Below are 15,417 nucleotides of genomic sequence, written 5' to 3' on the forward strand. Positions count from 1 at the left end.
GCGATGGACGACGGCCGGGCGATGGAGAGCCGGCACCTCTCGGTCGTGATCCGGCGCGACCGGCGCGAGGTCGCCGCCGTCGCGCGCGATCCCGAGCGGCTGCCGCAGTGGGCCGCGGGGCTCGCCTCCGGCACGCTCAGGCGCGAGGGCGACGCGCTCGTCGTCGACTCGCCCATGGGCGAGCTGCGGGTGCGGTTCGCGCCGCCGAACGACCTCGGTGTGCTCGACCACGACGTGACCCTGCCGGGCGGCGCGGTGGTGCACAACCCGCTCCGCGTGCTCGCGCATCCGCTCGGCGCCGAGGTGGTCTTCACCCTGCGCCGGCTGCCCGGCATGTCGGCGGATGCGTTCGAGGCGGATGCGCGGGCCGTGGCCGCCGACCTCGAGCGGCTGCGGGCGCTGCTCGAGGACTGACGCCGCACGGATCGAGGATCGGTCGCGGATCGAGGACGATGGCTCCTCGATCCGAGACCGGGAGCGGGGGAGTCCTCGCCCCGTGGCGGAGCGTCAGATCCGGCGCTGGTACTGCCCGGTGCGGAGCTCCTCGATCCAGTGCTCGAGGAACGGGCTGCGCATGTCGCGCGCCACGTCGATCTCGGCCTCGACGTCGTAGGGCACGCGGACGAAGCGCACCGACAGCCGGCCTGGCCCGTCGTCGTCGAGCAGCACGTAGGCGGCGGTCGGGTCGCCGTCGAGCGCGTTGCCGGCGCTGCCGGTGTTGAGCAGCCGCCGACCGCGGCGGACGTCGAGCCACTGGTCATGCAGGTCGCCGTACACGACGACGTCGGCGTCGCCGACCGGGCCCGTCGCATCCGTCGCCCGGAACATCGCGTCGAAGGTCGCGTCGTCGGCGCCCCAGCGCACGCGGTGGTGCACCGACGTCGACGACGCGTGGAAGAGCCGCACGCGGTGCCCCGCGAGCTGCGCGTCGTGGTGGAACGGCAGGGCGCCGAGCCACGCGACGCCCTCCGGCCCCACCTCGTCGCGGTACCACTCGGGCGCCGACCACGGCGCGGCCGAGGGGTCGGCGACCGCGTCGTCCCAGTTGCCGCGCACGACGACGTCGCACGCCTCGCGCGCCAGCTCGACGACGGCACGGCCGCGCGGGCCCTTGCCGACGAGGTCGCCGCCGCACCACACCGCATCCGCACCCCGCTCGCGCGCGTCGGCGAGCACCGCCTCGAAGGCGCCGAGGTTGCCGTGCATGTCCGAGACGATCGCGATGCGCTGGCCGGGCACGGTGCGCCTCAAGCGGGGAGCAGCGGGATGAGCAGGCGGAAGTCGGGATCCTCGACGATCGCCGAGGCCTGCGCGCGCACGGCTGGCTTCGCGCAGAACGCGACCGAGACGCCCGCGGCGCCCATCATCAGCAGGTCGTTCGCGCCGTCGCCGACGGCCATCGTGCGCTCGCGCGGCACGCCGTAGTTGAGGCGCAGCGACTCGAGCGTGTCGCGCTTGGCGGCGCCGTCGATGACGGGGCCGCTCGAGCGGCCGGTCAGGAGCCCGTCGCGCACCTCGAGCCGGTTGGCGCGCGCGTGGTCGATGCCCAGGTCGGCGGCGATCGGGTCGAGCACCTCGTGGAAGCCGCCCGAGACCGCCGCGACGACGCCGCCGCGCTCGTGGACGGCGGCGATGAGCTCGGGCACGCCGTCGGTGACGGTGACCTGGGCGCGCGCCTCGTCGACGACCGACGCGGGCAGGCCGCGGAGGATGCTGAGGCGCTCGGCGAGCGAGGCGGCGAAGTCGAGCTCGCCGAGCATCGCGCGCTCGGTGACCTCGGCGACGTGACGCTCGGCGGCCGGTCCGACGGCGCGCGCGAGCAGCTCGATCACCTCATCGCGGATGAGGGTCGAATCGACATCGGTGACGACGAGCAGCTGCGCCCCGGTCACTGATGGATCTTCTGGCCCTTGGGCACCGTGACGATGCCGGAGGCGGAGACCGAGAAGCCGCGGGCGCGGTCGGCGTCGTGGTCGACGCCCACCTGCACGCCCGGGCCGATCTCGACCTCCTTGTCGATGATCGCGCGGCGCACGACGGCGCCGGCGCCCACGCGCACCTGGTCGAACAGGATCGCGTCGGAGACGGTCGCGCCGGCGTCGACGACGCACCAGGGGGAGACGACGCTGCGCACGATCGACGCGCCCTGCACGACGGAGCCCGCACCGACGATCGCCTCGTTGACGTCGGCGGCGCGACCCCACGCATCCCGCGTGAACTTCGCGGGCGGCGCGTTGACCGTCTGCGTGTAGATGGGCCACTCGCGGTTGTAGAGGTTGAAGATCGGCAGCGCCGAGATGAGGTCCATGTGCGCGTCGAAGAACGACTCGATCGTGCCGACGTCGCGCCAGTAGTACTTGTCGCGCTCGGTCGCGCCGGGCACGGTGTTGTTCTTCAGGTCGTACATCGCGGCCTCGCCGCGCTCGACGAACCAGGGCACGATGTCGCCGCCCATGTCGTGGTTCGAGCCCTCGAGCTCGTTGTCGGCCGTGACGGCCTCGACGAGCGCGTCGGCGTCGAAGACGTAGTTGCCCATCGAGGCGAGCACCTCGCCTGGGGCGACGACGAGGCCGGATGCGTCAGCGGGCTTCTCGTGGAAGGCGCGGATGATGCCGGGCCGGTCGGCGTCCTCCTCGATGACGCCGAACTGGTTGGCGAGCTCGAGCGGCTGGCGGATGCCGGCGACCGTGGCGCGCGCGCCGGAGGCGATGTGCGCGTCGATCATGTCGCGGAAGTCCATGCGGTAGACGTGGTCGGCACCGACGACGACCACGATGTCGGGCTTCTCATCGGCGATGAGGTTGAGCGACTGGAAGATCGCGTCGGCGGAGCCGGCGAACCAGTGCTTGCCGGTGCGCTGCTGGGCGGGCACCGACGTGACGTAGGAGTTCAGCATCGACGACATGCGCCACACCTGCGAGACGTGGCGGTCGAGCGAGTGCGACTTGTACTGCGTCAGCACGACGATCTGCCGCAGGCTCGAGTTGATGAGGTTCGAGATCGCGAAGTCGATCAGGCGGTACGCGCCGCCGAACGGGACGGCGGGCTTGGCGCGGTCCGCCGTCAGCGGCATCAGCCGCTTCCCTTCGCCGCCGGCGAGCACGATCCCGAAGACCTTCTTGTCCATGTCGTCACCCTATGCGCCCGCCCTGGTCGCCACCAGGGAGCGCGCCGCCGCACGGGGGCGCTCGCGCTACGGTGAAGCCATGCGCGTCGACCTGGTCACCAAGGAGTACCCGCCGGCCATCTACGGAGGCGCCGGCGTGCACGTCACCGAGCTCGTGAAGGCGCTGCGGCGCTCGATCGAGGTGCAGGTGCGCTGCTTCGGGCAGCCGCGAGACGAGGCGGACACGACCGCCTACGACGTGCCGGCCGAGCTCGCCGACGCCAACGGGGCGCTGCAGACGCTCGCGGTCGACCTGCAGATCGCGGACGCGGTCGCCGGCTCCGAGCTCGTGCACTCGCACACCTGGTACGCGAACGAGGCGGGCAGGCTCGCGCAGGAGCTCCACGGGATCCCGCACGTGGTGAGCGCGCACTCGCTCGAGCCGCTGCGGCCGTGGAAGGCCGAGCAGCTCGGCGGCGGCTACCGCATCTCGAGCGACATCGAGCGCCGCGCCTACGAGGCGGCCGACCGCGTGATCGCGGTGTCGAACGGCATGCGCGCCGACATCCTGCGCTCGTACCCCGCGCTCGACCCGGAGAAGGTCGTCACGATCTACAACGGCATCGACCTCGACGGCTGGTCGCCGAACGTCGACGCCGACCGCGCCCGCGAGCTGGGCCTCGACCCGGATCGCCCCTCGGTCGTCTTCGTCGGGCGCATCACACGGCAGAAGGGGCTGCCGCACCTGCTGCGCGCCGCCGCGGCGCTGCCGGAGGACGTGCAGCTGATCTTGTGCGCCGGCGCGCCCGACACGCCCGAGATCATGGCCGAGGTGAAGGGCCTGGTGCAGGAGCTGCAGCAGACCCGCGAGGGCGTCGTGTGGATCGACGAGGTGCTCCCGCGCGACGACCTGCGGGTGCTGCTCACGCACGCGACGACCTTCGTCTGCCCGAGCGTCTACGAGCCGCTCGGCATCGTGAACCTCGAGGCGATGGCGTGCGGCGCTCCCGTCGTGGGTTCGGCGACCGGCGGCATCCCTGAGGTCATCGACGACGGCGTCACCGGCTTCCTCGTGCCGATCGACCAGGTGCAGGACGGCACCGGCACGCCCACGGATCCCGATCGCTATGTCGGCGACCTGGCGGATGCGCTCACCCGCATGGTCGCCGACCCGGAGGCCGCGCGTCGCATGGGCGAGGCCGGCCGGCGGCGCGCCGCCGAGCACTTCGACTGGGGTCGCATCGCCGAGCAGACGCGCGAGGTCTACGCGGCGGTGATCGCCGAGCGCGCTCGGTAGGCTCGCTCCTATGGCCAGCGTCCTCGAGCTCCACGACGTCTCGTTCGTCCGTGGCGGCAACCGCATCCTCGATCAGCTCTCCTGGACGGTCGACGAGGCCGACCGCTGGGTGATCCTGGGGCCGAACGGCGCCGGCAAGTCGACGATCCTGCAGATCGCGGCCGCCACGGCGCATCCGACCTCCGGCACGGCGCACGTGCTGGGGGAGCGGGTCGGCGGCGTCGACGTCTTCGAGCTGCGCACCCGCATCGGGCTCGCCGCCACGGGGCTCGCGCGGCAGATCCCCGCGACCGAGCGCGTCGGCGACGTCGTGCTCACGGCCGCCTACGCGGTGACGGGCCGCTGGCGCGAGCGCTACGAGTCGTTCGACCTCGAGCGCGCGGCCGAGGTGATGGACGCGTGGGATCTCACGGGCCTCTCGACCCGCACCTTCGGCACGCTCTCCGACGGGGAGCGCAAGCGCGTGCAGATCGCGCGGGCGGTCATGACCGACCCCGAGCTCATGCTGCTCGACGAGCCGGCGGGCAGCCTCGACCTCGGTGCGCGCGAGTCGCTGCTGCAGTCGCTCGAGGAGTACGCGTCGAGCCCGCTGGCGCCCGCGATCATCATGGTCACGCACCACGTCGAGGAGATCCCGCCGGGCTTCACGCACGGGATGCTGCTGCGCGAGGGCCGCGTCGTCGCGGCCGGTCGGCTCGAGGACGTGCTGACGGATGCGCACCTCACCGAGACCTTCGGGCTCCCGCTCGAGATCGCCCACGAGGGCGGCCGGTGGGCCGCTCGCGCGACGCGCTGAGGCTCGCCCGCACCCCGACCACCTGATACACTCGTCAGTCGGCCCGCACGTTGGCCGAAGGACTTTCCGCGCTCGAGCGACACCAAGGACGACCATGAAGACCGAGATCCACCCCGACTACCAGCCGATCGTGTTCCGCGACCTCGCCTCGGGCGAGACGTTCCTCACGCGCTCGACGATCACCAGCGACAAGACGATCGAGCTGGACGGCGAGACGTACCCCGTCATCGACGTCGAGATCTCGAGCGCCTCGCACCCGTTCTACACGGGCAAGCAGCGCATCATGGACTCGGCCGGCCGCGTCGAGAAGTTCAAGAACCGCTACAAGGGCTTCGGCGGCTGATCGCAGCAGCGACATCTCTGGCGCGCAGCGCCTGACACGCAGGGCGACGGGCTTCGGCTCGTCGCCCTTCGTCATGCCCGCGGCCGGCTCCGGCCGTCATGACGCGCGCGGGCGCCAGCTCCGCGCGCCGGCGACGCTCAGGACCGCAGCGGCCAGCCGCGCCCGGCGCTGAAGGAGGGGTCGGTGCGGCGGCGGTACTCCTCGAAGCCCGCGGCCTGCTCGTCGGCCCAGCCGGCCGTCAGCTCGTGCAGCGAGATGGGGTCGATGCGCAGCTCGGGGAAGCGCATCGCCATCGCCTGCGCGATGCGGCCGGCCGCGATCGCGTCGGCGCTCGCGTCGTGCGCGTCGAGCAGCTCGACGCCGTACACCTCGCTCGCGACCGTGAGCGTGCGCTTGCCACGGCGGAACCGGTCGAGCTGCTTGTCGAGCACCATCGGGTCGATCACCGGCATCGCGGCGAGCGGCTCATGGCCGTGCCGACGGCACTCGGCGTCGAGCAGCGAGATGTCGTAGGCGGCGTTGAACGCGCACACCGCGAGCCCCTGCGCCCAGTAGCCGGCCAGCACGTCGCGGATCTCGCACACCGCGGCCGCCGCCTGGGCGCCCTCGGCGCGGGCGCGCTCGGTGGTGATGCCGTGCACGGCGACCGATCCCTCGGGGATCTCGATGCCTGGGTCGACGATCCAGGAGCGCTCCTCGACGACCGCGCCCGACGCATCCAGCACGCCGACGTACGCGGTGACGATGCGCGCCTCGGACGGGTCGACGCCGGTCGTCTCGAGGTCGAAGACCACGAGGCGGTCGATCCAGCGGTCGGGCGCGTGGGGGCTCACGGCGAGGATCGGGCGGTGGAGCTGCGGCGCGGCCGCCACCGGCTGCCCGGCCGCGACCGGCTCGGCCGTCGCCCGCTCGACCGGGAGGGGGAGCTGCTGCACGTTCGTTCCGACCATGCGCCCACGGTAGCCGCGGCAGCCCACACCCGCCGGTAGGCTCGGCGGGTGCCGATCGAGTCCCCGTACGCCGCGCTGCTCGACGCGCTGCCGCAGCGCCGGTACGACGCGGTGGTCGACGGCACCCGCACCGCGGTCTTCGAGTACGGCGACCCCGCCGCCCCGCCGCTCGTGCTCGTGCACGGGTTCCGGGGCGACCACCACGGGCTCGAGCCGATCGTCGCCCACCTCCCGGGCATGCGCACGATCGTGCCCGATCTGCCCGGGTTCGGGGAGTCGGATGCGCTGCCGCACGCCACGATCGACGCGTACGCCGCGTGGCTGCGGGCGCTCGTCGCCGTCGTGGCGCCCGGCGCCGCGGTGCTCGGCCACTCCTTCGGCTCCATCGTCGTCGCGCACGCCGCCGCCGGCGGGCTCGAGGCACCGCGCATCGTGCTCGTCAACCCGATCGCGACCCCCGCGCTCGAGGGCGGCGACCGGCTCGGGTCGCTCCTCGCCCTCGGCTACTACCGCGCCGCCGCGGCGCTCCCCGAGCGCGCGGGGCTCGCGCTGCTCGGCGCGCCGCCGATCGTGCGCGGCATGAGCGCCTTCATGGCGAAGACGCGCGACCGGCAGCTGAAGCGCTGGATCCACGACCAGCACGACCGCTACTTCTCGCGCTACGCCTCGCGCCGCTCGGTGCTCGAGGCCTTCGACGCCTCGATCCGCCATACGGTCGGCGAGGTCGCGCACCGCATCGCGCAGCCGGTGCAGCTGATCGCCGCCGACCGCGACGACATCACCCCCATCGCCGAGCAGCACCGGCTCCGCACCCGCTTCCGCGACGCGCGGCTGTCGGTGCTGCACGGCGTCGGCCACCTCGTGCACTACGAGCAGCCCCGCGAGGCCGCCGCGATCATCCGCCGCTTCCTCGCCGAGGCGCGGTAGCCGCGTGCGCATCCTCTTCGACTGCCGCTACGTGCGCCTCGAGCACCACGACGGCATCTCCCGCTACTCGGCCGAGCTCGTGCGCGAGCTCGCGCGCGACCACGACGTGACGATGCTCGTGAGCGACGAGCGCCAGCTGCGCATGCTGCCGGCGCTGCCGCACCTGCTGGGGCCATCGCCGGCGGGGGTGCTCGAGCCGCTCACCGCCTGGAGGCTGCGGCGCGTGCCCGCCGACATCGCCTTCTCGCCCATGCAGACGATCGGCTCGCTCGGGCGGGCCTGGCCGCTCGTGACGACCGTGCACGACCTCATCTACTACCGCCACCGCACGCCGCCGCGCGACCAGTCGCCGCTCGTGCGGGGGCTGTGGCGGCTCTACCACCTGTCGTTCGCGCCGCAGCGGATGCTGCTGAACGCCGTCGACGGCGTCGTCACGATCTCCGAGACGACCCGCCGACTGATCGAGCGCCACCGCCTCACGCGGCGGCCCGTCGCGGTGGTCGGCAACGCGCCCTCGTCGCTCGGGGCCCCCGTCGCGCACGAGCAGCCGCCCACGCGGCGGCTCGTCTACATGGGGTCGTTCATGCCCTACAAGGACGTCGAGACGCTCGTGCGGGCGGCCGCGCTGCTGCCCGGGCACGAGCTGCACCTGTGCAGCCGCGTCGACCCCGCCACCCGCGCGCGACTGACCGCGCTCGCGCCCGGCGCATCCCTCGTCTTCCACGACGGCATCTCGGACGCCGAGTACGCCGACCTGCTGCGCAGCGCCACCGCCTTCGTGCACGCGTCCCGCGACGAGGGCTTCGGCATCCCGGTGCTCGAGGCGATGAGCCTCGGGGTGCCCGCCGTGATCGCCGACACCGAGATCTTCCGCGAGATCGGCGGCGACGCCGCGCGCTTCTTCCCGGTCGGGGACGCGGATGCGCTCGCCCGCGCCGTGCGGTCGCTCGAGGGGGAGTGGGCGGCCGTCTCGCGCGCCTCGCTCGCCCAGGCCGCGACGCACACCTGGCGCGAGTCGGCGGTGCGGCTGGGGGCATTCCTGGAGCGGATCGCGGCGGAGGCGAGGCGCTAGAAAGGCGCGATGAGCGCGTCGGCGATCGCCGACAGCGTCTCGCTCGTGCCGCCCTCGACGCGTACGGCCGAGCGCGCGTCCCAGCGCGTCTCGCCGCGGTTCACGATGACGATCGGCACGTCGGCGCGGCGCGCGACCTCGAGCAGCCGCGTGCCGGAGTTCACCACGAGCGACGAGCCGGCGACGAGCACCGCGTCGCCCGCGGCGATGATGTCGCGCGCCTCGGCGAACACCTGCGGCGGCACCGTCTCGCCGAAGAAGACCACGTCGGGCTTCAGCATGCCGCCGCACACGGGGCACGACGGCACCTGGAACTCCTGCGACGCGTCGATCTCGACGTCGCCGTCGGGCTGCAGCCGCACCTGCTCGGGCATGGCGATCCACGGGTTGAGCCGCTCGATCTCGTCGGCGATGCGGTGCCGGTCGAAGGTGCGCCCGCAGCGCAGGCACGACACGGTGTGCAAGCGCCCGTGCACGTGCGTGACGTTCGCGGAGCCGGCCCGCTCGTGCAGGTCGTCGACGTTCTGGGTGGCGATGCCGGTGATGAGGCCCGCCTCCTCCATGTGCGCGAGCGCGCGGTGGCCGTCGTTCGGGTGCACCGACGCGAAGCTGCGCCAGCCCAGGTGGCTGCCGGCCCAGTACCGCCGGCGGGCGTCCTCGCTGCTCAGGAAGGTGTCGAACACCATCGGCGTGCGGCGCGGGGCGCCCTCGCCCCGGTAGTCGGGGATGCCGGAGTCGGTCGAGATGCCCGCGCCCGTGAGCACCGCGATGCGGCGGCCGCGGAGCAGGTCGATGGCGGTGTCGAGCACGGTCTCCACCGTAGTCGCCGGTAGGCTGGGCCACCGGCGGAGGAGGTCGGCGGCACATGCAGGTCATCGCGATCGACTCCCTCGACGACCCCCGCCTGCACGACTACGTGGGGCTCACCGACGTCGCGCTCCGCCGCCGCACCGAGCCCGAGCGGGGCCTCTACATCGCCGAGTCGCAGACCGTGCTCGCCCGCGCGCTCCGCGCCGGCCACGAGCCGCGCTCGGTGCTCGTCGCGCCGCGCTGGCTGCCGGAGGTCGAGCAGCTCGTCGCCGACCGCGACGTGCCCGTGTTCGTCGGCGAGGAGCCGGTGCTCGAGCGGCTGACCGGGTTCCACCTGCACCGCGGCGCGCTCGCCGCGATGCAGCGGCCCGTGCTGCCGGATGCGTCGGCGCTGCTCGCGAGCGCGCGTCGCGTCGTCGTGCTCGACGGGCTCGTCGACCACACGAACGTGGGCGCCGCGTTCCGCTCGGTCGCGGGCATCGGCGCCGACGCCGTGCTCGTCACGGGCACGTGCGCCGACCCGCTGTACCGGCGCAGCGTGCGCGTCTCGATGGGCACGGTGCTCCAGGTGCCCTGGACCCGCATCGACGCGCTCGAGACCGCGATGCCGGTCTTCCGCGAGGCCGGCTTCGAGGTGGTCGCGATGGCGCTCGCCGACGACGCGGTCGACCTCGCCGAGTACGCGCTCTCGCCCGCCGACCGGGTCGCGCTCGTCTTCGGCTCCGAGGGGCCGGGCCTGTCGCGGCGCGCGATCGCCGCCGCCGACCGGGTCGTGCGCATCCCGATGCACCACGGCGTCGACTCGCTCAACGTCGCGGCCTCCGCGGCGGTGGCGATGTGGGCGCTGCGATGACGCACCGCGCGGTCACCGCCGCCTCCCAGCGCGCCAGCCGGCCGCATCCGCTCGTCGTGCTCGTGCGCGCGCTCGTCGTCGCCCTGCTGGCGGCGGCCGCGATCCTCGGCGTCGCGCTCGCCTTCGCGCCACCGCCCGCCGTCGCCGCGACGCCCGTGCCGATCGAGGCCGCGGAGCCCGGCGCCGCGTCGGTCGCGTGGCCCGAGACCGCGCGCGCCGCCGGCTACGCCGTCGTCGGCGTCGACGGCGCCGCCGAGGCGTGGGGCAGCGACGAGGCGCACCCGATGGCGAGCATCACGAAGCTGGTCACCGTGCTCGTCGTGCTCGACGCGCACCCGATCGAGGGCGACGACCGCGGCGCCGAGATCACGCTCGGCCGGCCCGACCTCGTCGCGCTCGGCGAGGCGCTCGCCGACAACGCGCCCATCGCGCCCGTCTACGACGGCATGGTCGTCACGCAGCGCGACCTCATGGAGTGGGCGCTCGTGGACTCCGCCGGCAACGCCGCGTGGTCGCTCGCGAACTGGGGCTTCGGCTCGATCGACGCGTTCCTGGATGCGTCGGCCGCGTGGGCCGAGCGGCACGGGCTCGAGCAGACGTCGCTCGCCGATCCCATCGGGCTCTCGGCCCGGAGCGTCTCGAGCGCCGCCGACCTCACCCGCATCGGGCTGCTCGCCGTCGCCGACCCGGTCGTGCTCGCCACGCTGCAGCTCGAGGAGGTGGCGATCCCGGGCATCGGCATCGCGCCGAGCACCAACCGCATCCTCGGCGAGGGCTTCGTCGACGGCGGCAAGACCGGCACGCTCAAGGTCTGGGGGCGCAACCTCTTCGTCACGGCCGAGCGCGTCGTCGACGGCGAGCCGCGCCGGATCGTCGCCGTCGTGATGGGCACGATCGCCGCCGACGAGACGGACGAGGCGATGCTCACCCTGCTCGACAGCCTCTGGGACGACTTCCAGCGGCGCACGATCGTGCCCGCCGGCACCGTCGTCGCCGAGTTCCGGGCGCCGTGGGGCGCGACCACGAGCGCGTCGACCCTCAGCGACCTCGACGCCGACGTCTTCGGCGCGCAGCAGCCGACCGCGACCGCCGAGGCGGGTGCGGTCGAGCCGGGCGCCCCGCGCTCCGAGGTGGGGCAGGCGTCGCTCACCGACCACGACGGCGAGACGTCGAGCACGCCGGTGCGGGCCGACGGCATGCTCGCCGCACCCGACCTCGCGTGGCGCCTCACGCATCCGGTCGACGTCGTGGGCTGGTACTTCGACTGAGCCGGCCGTCGTCCCGGCGACGCGTCGGCTCAGCCGTCGATCGGCTCGGCCGGCCGCACCGGCCCCGGCACCGGCCGCTTCGGCAGGATCGCGTCGCCCGACGACTGCCCGCGGAGCCGCCGCACGACCCACGGCGCGAGGTGCTCGCGCGCCCAGTGCAGGTCGTCGAGGCGCATGCGCTGCCAGTTGCGCGCCGGCAGCGGCTCGGGCTCCATGGCGGAGAGGTCGTGGTGCACCCCGAGCGCGTCGAGCACGAGCATCGCGATCGCGTGGTGGCCGTAGGGGGAGAAGTGGAGCCGGTCGGGCGCCCACATCTGCGGCTGCTGCAGGTGCCGGGCCGACCACATGTCGGCGACGACCGCGCCGTGCTTCGCGGCGACGCCGAACAGGTTGGCGTTGTAGATGCCGACCTTGCCGCGGATGGAGCGCAGCACGGGCGTCATCGCGATGTCGGGGCCGTTGAAGAGCACGACCTCGGCGCCGGTCGCGCGCAGGCGCCCCACGACCTCGTCGAGCCGGGCTGCGAGCAGGTCGGGGTCGCCGCCGGGCCGGATGAGGTCGTTGCCGCCGGCCGAGATGGTGACGAGGTCGGGCTCGAGCGCGATGGCGGGCTCGAGCTGCTCCTCGACGATCTGCCCGAGCAGCCGCCCGCGGATCGCGAGGTTGGCGTAGGCGAAGTCCGGGCGCGTGCGCGCGAGCTCCTCGGCGACGCGGTCGGCCCAGCCGCGCACGCCGTTGGGCAGGTCGGGCTCCTCGTCGCCGACGCCCTCCGTGAAGCTGTCGCCGAGGGCGACGTAGCGGGTGTACGGATGCTCCATGCCGGCGTGCTGCATGCCTCCCATCCTGCCTGCTCCGGCCGCTCGCCGCAGGCCGCGTGGGCGGCGCGTGGGACGATGGGGGAGTGAGCAAGCAGGACGGCTCGAACCGCCTCGTGTCGGGGCCCGAGGTCGACGACACGACCGCGACGATCCTCCACGTCGACCTCGACGCGTTCTTCGCCTCGGCGTCGCTGCTGGCCCGCCCCGACCTCGTCGGGCTGCCGGTGGTGATCGGCCACGACTCGAGCCGCTCGGTCGTCACGGCCGCGACCTACGAGGCCCGCAGGTACGGCGTGCACTCGGCGATGCCGATGGCCCGCGCGCGGCAGCTGTGCCCGCGCGCGATCATCCTCGAGCCCGACTTCCGGCTGTACCAGCGCCTCTCGAGCCAGGTGATGGGCATCCTCGACGACGTCTCTCCCGAGGTCGAGCGGCTCGGCATCGACGAGGCGTTCGTCGGCATCGCGGGCCTGCGGCGGCTCTCCGGCGGGGCGAACCGCATCGGCGCCGCGCTGCGCGAGCGCGTGCGCGCCGAGACTGGCCTCGTCGCCTCCGTCGGCGCAGCGGGCACGAAGCACATCGCCAAGCTCGCCTCCTCGCGCGCCAAGCCCGACGGGCTGCTCGTCGTGCCCGACGACGCCGTGCTCGGCTTCCTGCACCCGCAGCCGGTGTCGGCGCTGTGGGGCGTCGGCCCGAAGCAGCAGGAGCGGCTCGCCCGCTACGGCCTGCACACGGTCGGCGACGTCGCGGCGACGCCGCTCGAGCGGCTCATGGCCTGGTTCGGCGAGGCGACCGGCAGGCACCTGCACGACCTCGCCTGGGCGCGCGACCCGCGCGAGGTGCGCGAGCGCCCGCACGAGAAGACGTTCGGGCACAACCACACGTTCTCGCGCGACGTGACCGCGCAGGCCGAGCTGCAGGGCGAGATCCTGCGGCTCGCGACGGGCGTCGGCCGGCGGCTCCGCGACGCCGGCGTGCAGGCGCGCACCGTGACGCTCACGGTGCGCTTCCACGACTTCCGCACCATCACGCGCTCGCGCACGCTGCCCGAGCCGACGGATGTGACGCGCGTGCTGGTCGAGACGGCGTGGTCGCTGCTCGACGCGCTCGGCGGGCTGCCGCCCGTGCGGCTCCTCGGCGTGCGCGCGAGCTCGGTGCAGGACGCCGCCGACCACGGCCTGCTGTGGGACGACACGGCCACGTGGGGAAGCGCGGAGCGCGCGATGGACGCGGTGCACGACCGCTTCGGCGCAGCGGCGGTCGCCCCGGCGAGCATGCTGCGCCGCGAGCGCAAGCGCGATGACACCGGGCCCTCGGGCGGCGACTAGCGCCGCAGGGGGGCAGGGCTCAGCGGCGGCCCAGCCACCGCTCGAGCGGGATCGACCCCGACTGGTTGGGCGTGAGCGCCCAGACCACGAGGTACAGGCCCCAGCCGAGCACCGGCAGCGCGAACAGCACCAGCATCACGAGGCGGACGATCCAGACGTTGACGCGCAGCTGCGCGGCGATGCCGCCGCAGATGCCGGCGAAGAGGCGGGAGGGGCCGCGGCGGAAGCCGGTCCTGCGGATGGAGTCGAAGACGGATGCCATGGGAGCACCGTAGCCCGGCCGCCTGGGCGGCACCATGGCTCGCATCCGCGCATCCGCGCATCCGTCCGTGGCCGGGAACGGGCAGAGGCCCGGAGCGATGAGCTCCGGGCCTCTGTCTGTGCGCGAGGGGGGACTTGAACCCCCACGCCCTAATACGGGCACTAGCACCTCAAGCTAGCGCGTCTGCCATTTCCGCCACCCGCGCAAGGTGTCGGACCACTTGGTGGACCGAGAGATGACTCTAGCACGGCCCAGCGGGCAGGGATGACCGACGGCGGCGGCTAGCCTTGGCTGGTGACCGACCAGACGACCCGCACCGTGCAGCTCGCGAGGGACCTCATCCGCTTCGACACCCAGAACTGGGGCGGCGGCCGCTCGTCCGGAGAGGCGGATGCGGCGGCGTACGTCACCGACGTGCTCGCGTCGATGGGCGTGGCGAGCGAGACCTTCGAGGCAGCCCCAGGCCGCGCCACCGTGATCGCCCGCATCGAGGGCAGCGACCCCTCGCTGCCGCTGCTCGTGGTGCACGGGCACCTCGACGTCGTGCCGGCGGACGCCGCCGAGTGGAGCGTCGACCCGTTCGCGGGCGAGATCCGCGACGGGCTCCTGTGGGGCCGCGGCGCCGTCGACATGAAGCAGATGGACGCGATGATCCTCGCGGCCGTGGAGCGCATCCTCGCGTCGGGCCGGCGCCCGCGCCGGGGCCTCGTGCTCGCGTTCTTCGCCGACGAGGAGGCCGGCGGCATCTTCGGCTCGCAGTGGATGGTGCGCAACCACCCCGAGGTCTTCGCCGGCGCCACGGAGGCGATCAGCGAGGTCGGCGGCTACTCGGTCGAGATCGCCGGGCAGCGCGCCTACCTGCTGCAGACGGGCGAGAAGGCGCTGCAGTGGATCCTGCTGCGGGCGCGCGGCACCGCCGCGCACGGCTCGCAGCACATGCGCGACAACGCCGTCACGAAGCTCGCCGCCGCGGTGGCCGCGGTCGGCGCCCACGAGTTCCCGGTCGAGCTCACCGACACGACGCGCGAGCTCATCGCCCGCATCGCCGGGCTGCTCGGCACTCCGGCCGACGACCCCGACGCGGTCGCCGAGCGCACCGGCACGATCTCGCGCTTCCTGCGGTCGAGCCTGCGCCACACCGCCAACCCGACGATGCTCGACGCGGGCTACAAGCACAACGTGATCCCCTCGGTCGCCGAGGCGCGCATCGACGTGCGGCCGCTGCCCGGCCGCGAGCGCGAGGCGATCGACGCCATCCAGGCGCTCGTCGGCGACGAGATCGAGATCGAGCTCGTGCACGGCGACGTCGGCATCGAGCACCCCTTCGGCGGCGCGCTCGTCGAGGCGATGACGGCGAGCCTCGGCCGCCACGACCCCGAGGCGCCGGTGCTGCCGTACATGCTCTCCGGCGGCACCGACAACAAGGCGCTCTCGGAGCTCGGCATCGCCGGCTACGGCTTCGCGCCGCTGCGGCTCACCCCGGAGCTCGACTTCGCCGCCATGTTCCATGGCGTCGACGAGCGCGTGCCGCTCGACGCCCTCGACTTCGGCACCGACGTGCTCGAAGACCTGCTGCTGACCTACTGA

At 73.7% G+C, this 15,417-nt stretch carries 17 protein-coding genes and 1 tRNA gene; 10 read left to right on the top strand and 8 right to left on the bottom strand.

What is annotated here, in order from left to right; translation table 11 throughout:
- The first annotated feature begins 3 nt into the window (after positions 1–3).
- A complete protein-coding gene (locus tag J2X49_RS09320; protein WP_310125267.1) occupies positions 4–414 on the top strand; it encodes an SRPBCC family protein in 411 nt (136 codons plus the stop codon).
- Positions 415–507: 93 nt separating this feature from the next.
- Here the strand turns inward: J2X49_RS09320 and J2X49_RS09325 are convergent, their stop codons facing one another.
- The 3 genes from J2X49_RS09325 to glgC are packed head-to-tail and all read right to left on the bottom strand — an operon-like array spanning position 508 to position 3,127.
- On the bottom strand, positions 508–1,239 hold the full coding sequence (locus J2X49_RS09325) for a metallophosphoesterase family protein (protein ID WP_310125268.1): 732 nt from the start codon (positions 1,237–1,239) through the stop codon (positions 508–510).
- An 8-nt stretch (positions 1,240–1,247) separates the two neighbouring features.
- Positions 1,248–1,892: a phosphoserine phosphatase SerB gene (gene serB, locus J2X49_RS09330; RefSeq protein WP_310125271.1), complete on the bottom strand. Its 645-nt coding sequence runs from the start codon at positions 1,890–1,892 to the stop codon at positions 1,248–1,250.
- Positions 1,889–3,127, bottom strand: a complete 1,239-nt coding sequence (glgC, locus tag J2X49_RS09335; RefSeq protein ID WP_246990975.1) for a glucose-1-phosphate adenylyltransferase — start codon at positions 3,125–3,127, stop codon at positions 1,889–1,891. Before glgC ends, serB begins: the two co-directional genes overlap by 4 nt.
- Positions 3,128–3,206: 79 nt before the next feature.
- Here glgC and glgA point away from each other — a divergent pair, with 79 nt between their 5' ends.
- The 3 genes from glgA (at position 3,207) to J2X49_RS09350 (ending at position 5,542) form a co-directional block, all read left to right on the top strand.
- Positions 3,207–4,403: a glycogen synthase gene (gene glgA, locus J2X49_RS09340; protein WP_310125275.1), complete on the top strand. Its 1,197-nt coding sequence runs from the start codon at positions 3,207–3,209 to the stop codon at positions 4,401–4,403.
- A gap of 10 nt (positions 4,404–4,413) precedes the next feature.
- On the top strand, positions 4,414–5,199 hold the full coding sequence (locus J2X49_RS09345; protein ID WP_310125277.1) for an ABC transporter ATP-binding protein: 786 nt from the start codon (positions 4,414–4,416) through the stop codon (positions 5,197–5,199).
- A 94-nt stretch (positions 5,200–5,293) separates the two neighbouring features.
- Positions 5,294–5,542, top strand: coding sequence for a type B 50S ribosomal protein L31 (locus J2X49_RS09350; RefSeq protein ID WP_128190198.1), 249 nt, complete (start codon positions 5,294–5,296; stop codon positions 5,540–5,542).
- Between the two features lie 137 nt (positions 5,543–5,679).
- Here J2X49_RS09350 and J2X49_RS09355 read toward each other — a convergent pair whose 3' ends face one another.
- A complete protein-coding gene (locus J2X49_RS09355) occupies positions 5,680–6,492 on the bottom strand; it encodes an exonuclease domain-containing protein (protein WP_310125282.1) in 813 nt (270 codons plus the stop codon).
- Positions 6,493–6,540: 48 nt separating this feature from the next.
- Between J2X49_RS09355 and J2X49_RS09360 the strand changes: the two genes are divergently transcribed.
- Both J2X49_RS09360 and J2X49_RS09365 read left to right on the top strand, forming a co-directional pair.
- Positions 6,541–7,419 carry an alpha/beta hydrolase gene (locus tag J2X49_RS09360; protein WP_310125286.1) on the top strand — a complete coding sequence of 293 codons (879 nt, stop codon included), beginning with the start codon at positions 6,541–6,543 and terminating at the stop codon, positions 7,417–7,419.
- A 4-nt stretch (positions 7,420–7,423) separates the two neighbouring features.
- Positions 7,424–8,491, top strand: a complete 1,068-nt coding sequence (locus J2X49_RS09365) for a glycosyltransferase family 1 protein (protein ID WP_310125288.1) — start codon at positions 7,424–7,426, stop codon at positions 8,489–8,491.
- Here J2X49_RS09365 and J2X49_RS09370 read toward each other — a convergent pair.
- A complete protein-coding gene (locus J2X49_RS09370) occupies positions 8,488–9,300 on the bottom strand; it encodes a Sir2 family NAD-dependent protein deacetylase (RefSeq protein ID WP_310125293.1) in 813 nt (270 codons plus the stop codon). The two genes, J2X49_RS09365 and J2X49_RS09370, sit on opposite strands and share 4 nt — an antisense overlap.
- A 56-nt stretch (positions 9,301–9,356) precedes the next feature.
- On the opposite strand from J2X49_RS09370, the gene J2X49_RS09375 reads away from it, so the two are divergent.
- Both J2X49_RS09375 and J2X49_RS09380 read left to right on the top strand, forming a co-directional pair.
- A complete protein-coding gene (locus J2X49_RS09375; RefSeq protein WP_310125295.1) occupies positions 9,357–10,154 on the top strand; it encodes an RNA methyltransferase in 798 nt (265 codons plus the stop codon).
- The gene (locus J2X49_RS09380; RefSeq protein ID WP_310125297.1) at positions 10,151–11,422 is read left to right on the top strand and encodes a hypothetical protein; all 1,272 of its coding nucleotides are present in this window, start codon (positions 10,151–10,153) and stop codon (positions 11,420–11,422) included. The genes J2X49_RS09375 and J2X49_RS09380 overlap by 4 nt, the downstream gene beginning before the upstream one ends.
- Before the next feature lie 29 nt (positions 11,423–11,451).
- Here the strand turns inward: J2X49_RS09380 and J2X49_RS09385 are convergent, their stop codons facing one another.
- Positions 11,452–12,255, bottom strand: a complete 804-nt coding sequence (locus J2X49_RS09385) for an SGNH/GDSL hydrolase family protein (RefSeq protein ID WP_310125300.1) — start codon at positions 12,253–12,255, stop codon at positions 11,452–11,454.
- Between the two features lie 68 nt (positions 12,256–12,323).
- Between J2X49_RS09385 and dinB the strand changes: the two genes are divergently transcribed.
- A complete protein-coding gene (dinB, locus tag J2X49_RS09390) occupies positions 12,324–13,568 on the top strand; it encodes a DNA polymerase IV (RefSeq protein WP_310125303.1) in 1,245 nt (414 codons plus the stop codon).
- 19 nt (positions 13,569–13,587) lie between these two features.
- On the opposite strand, the gene J2X49_RS09395 is transcribed toward dinB, so the two are convergent.
- Entirely contained in the window at positions 13,588–13,830 is a 243-nt protein-coding gene (locus J2X49_RS09395; protein WP_310125307.1) for a PspC domain-containing protein, read from the bottom strand.
- Between the two features lie 119 nt (positions 13,831–13,949).
- Positions 13,950–14,035: transfer RNA gene (locus J2X49_RS09400), tRNA-Leu, on the bottom strand.
- Positions 14,036–14,124: 89 nt separating this feature from the next.
- Here J2X49_RS09400 and J2X49_RS09405 point away from each other — a divergent pair.
- Complete coding sequence (locus J2X49_RS09405; RefSeq protein WP_310125310.1) at positions 14,125–15,417, top strand: M20/M25/M40 family metallo-hydrolase; 1,293 nt, start codon at positions 14,125–14,127, stop codon at positions 15,415–15,417.

Origin of the sequence: Agrococcus sp. BE272, from assembly GCF_031457935.1 — a bacterium.
Taxonomy (GTDB): Bacteria; Actinomycetota; Actinomycetes; order Actinomycetales; family Microbacteriaceae; genus Agrococcus; species Agrococcus sediminis.

Coding starts and splice junctions, on each gene's coding strand:
- J2X49_RS09355 (WP_310125282.1), bottom strand. CDS start 6,492: ATGGTCGGAACGAACGTGCAGCAGCTCCCCCTCCCGGTCGAGCGGGCG.
- J2X49_RS09345 (WP_310125277.1), top strand. CDS start 4,414: ATGGCCAGCGTCCTCGAGCTCCACGACGTCTCGTTCGTCCGTGGCGGC.
- J2X49_RS09320 (WP_310125267.1), top strand. CDS start 4: ATGGACGACGGCCGGGCGATGGAGAGCCGGCACCTCTCGGTCGTGATC.
- J2X49_RS09380 (WP_310125297.1), top strand. CDS start 10,151: ATGACGCACCGCGCGGTCACCGCCGCCTCCCAGCGCGCCAGCCGGCCG.
- J2X49_RS09385 (WP_310125300.1), bottom strand. CDS start 12,255: ATGCAGCACGCCGGCATGGAGCATCCGTACACCCGCTACGTCGCCCTC.
- J2X49_RS09350 (WP_128190198.1), top strand. CDS start 5,294: ATGAAGACCGAGATCCACCCCGACTACCAGCCGATCGTGTTCCGCGAC.
- J2X49_RS09395 (WP_310125307.1), bottom strand. CDS start 13,830: ATGGCATCCGTCTTCGACTCCATCCGCAGGACCGGCTTCCGCCGCGGC.
- J2X49_RS09375 (WP_310125295.1), top strand. CDS start 9,357: ATGCAGGTCATCGCGATCGACTCCCTCGACGACCCCCGCCTGCACGAC.
- glgA (WP_310125275.1), top strand. CDS start 3,207: ATGCGCGTCGACCTGGTCACCAAGGAGTACCCGCCGGCCATCTACGGA.
- glgC (WP_246990975.1), bottom strand. CDS start 3,127: ATGGACAAGAAGGTCTTCGGGATCGTGCTCGCCGGCGGCGAAGGGAAG.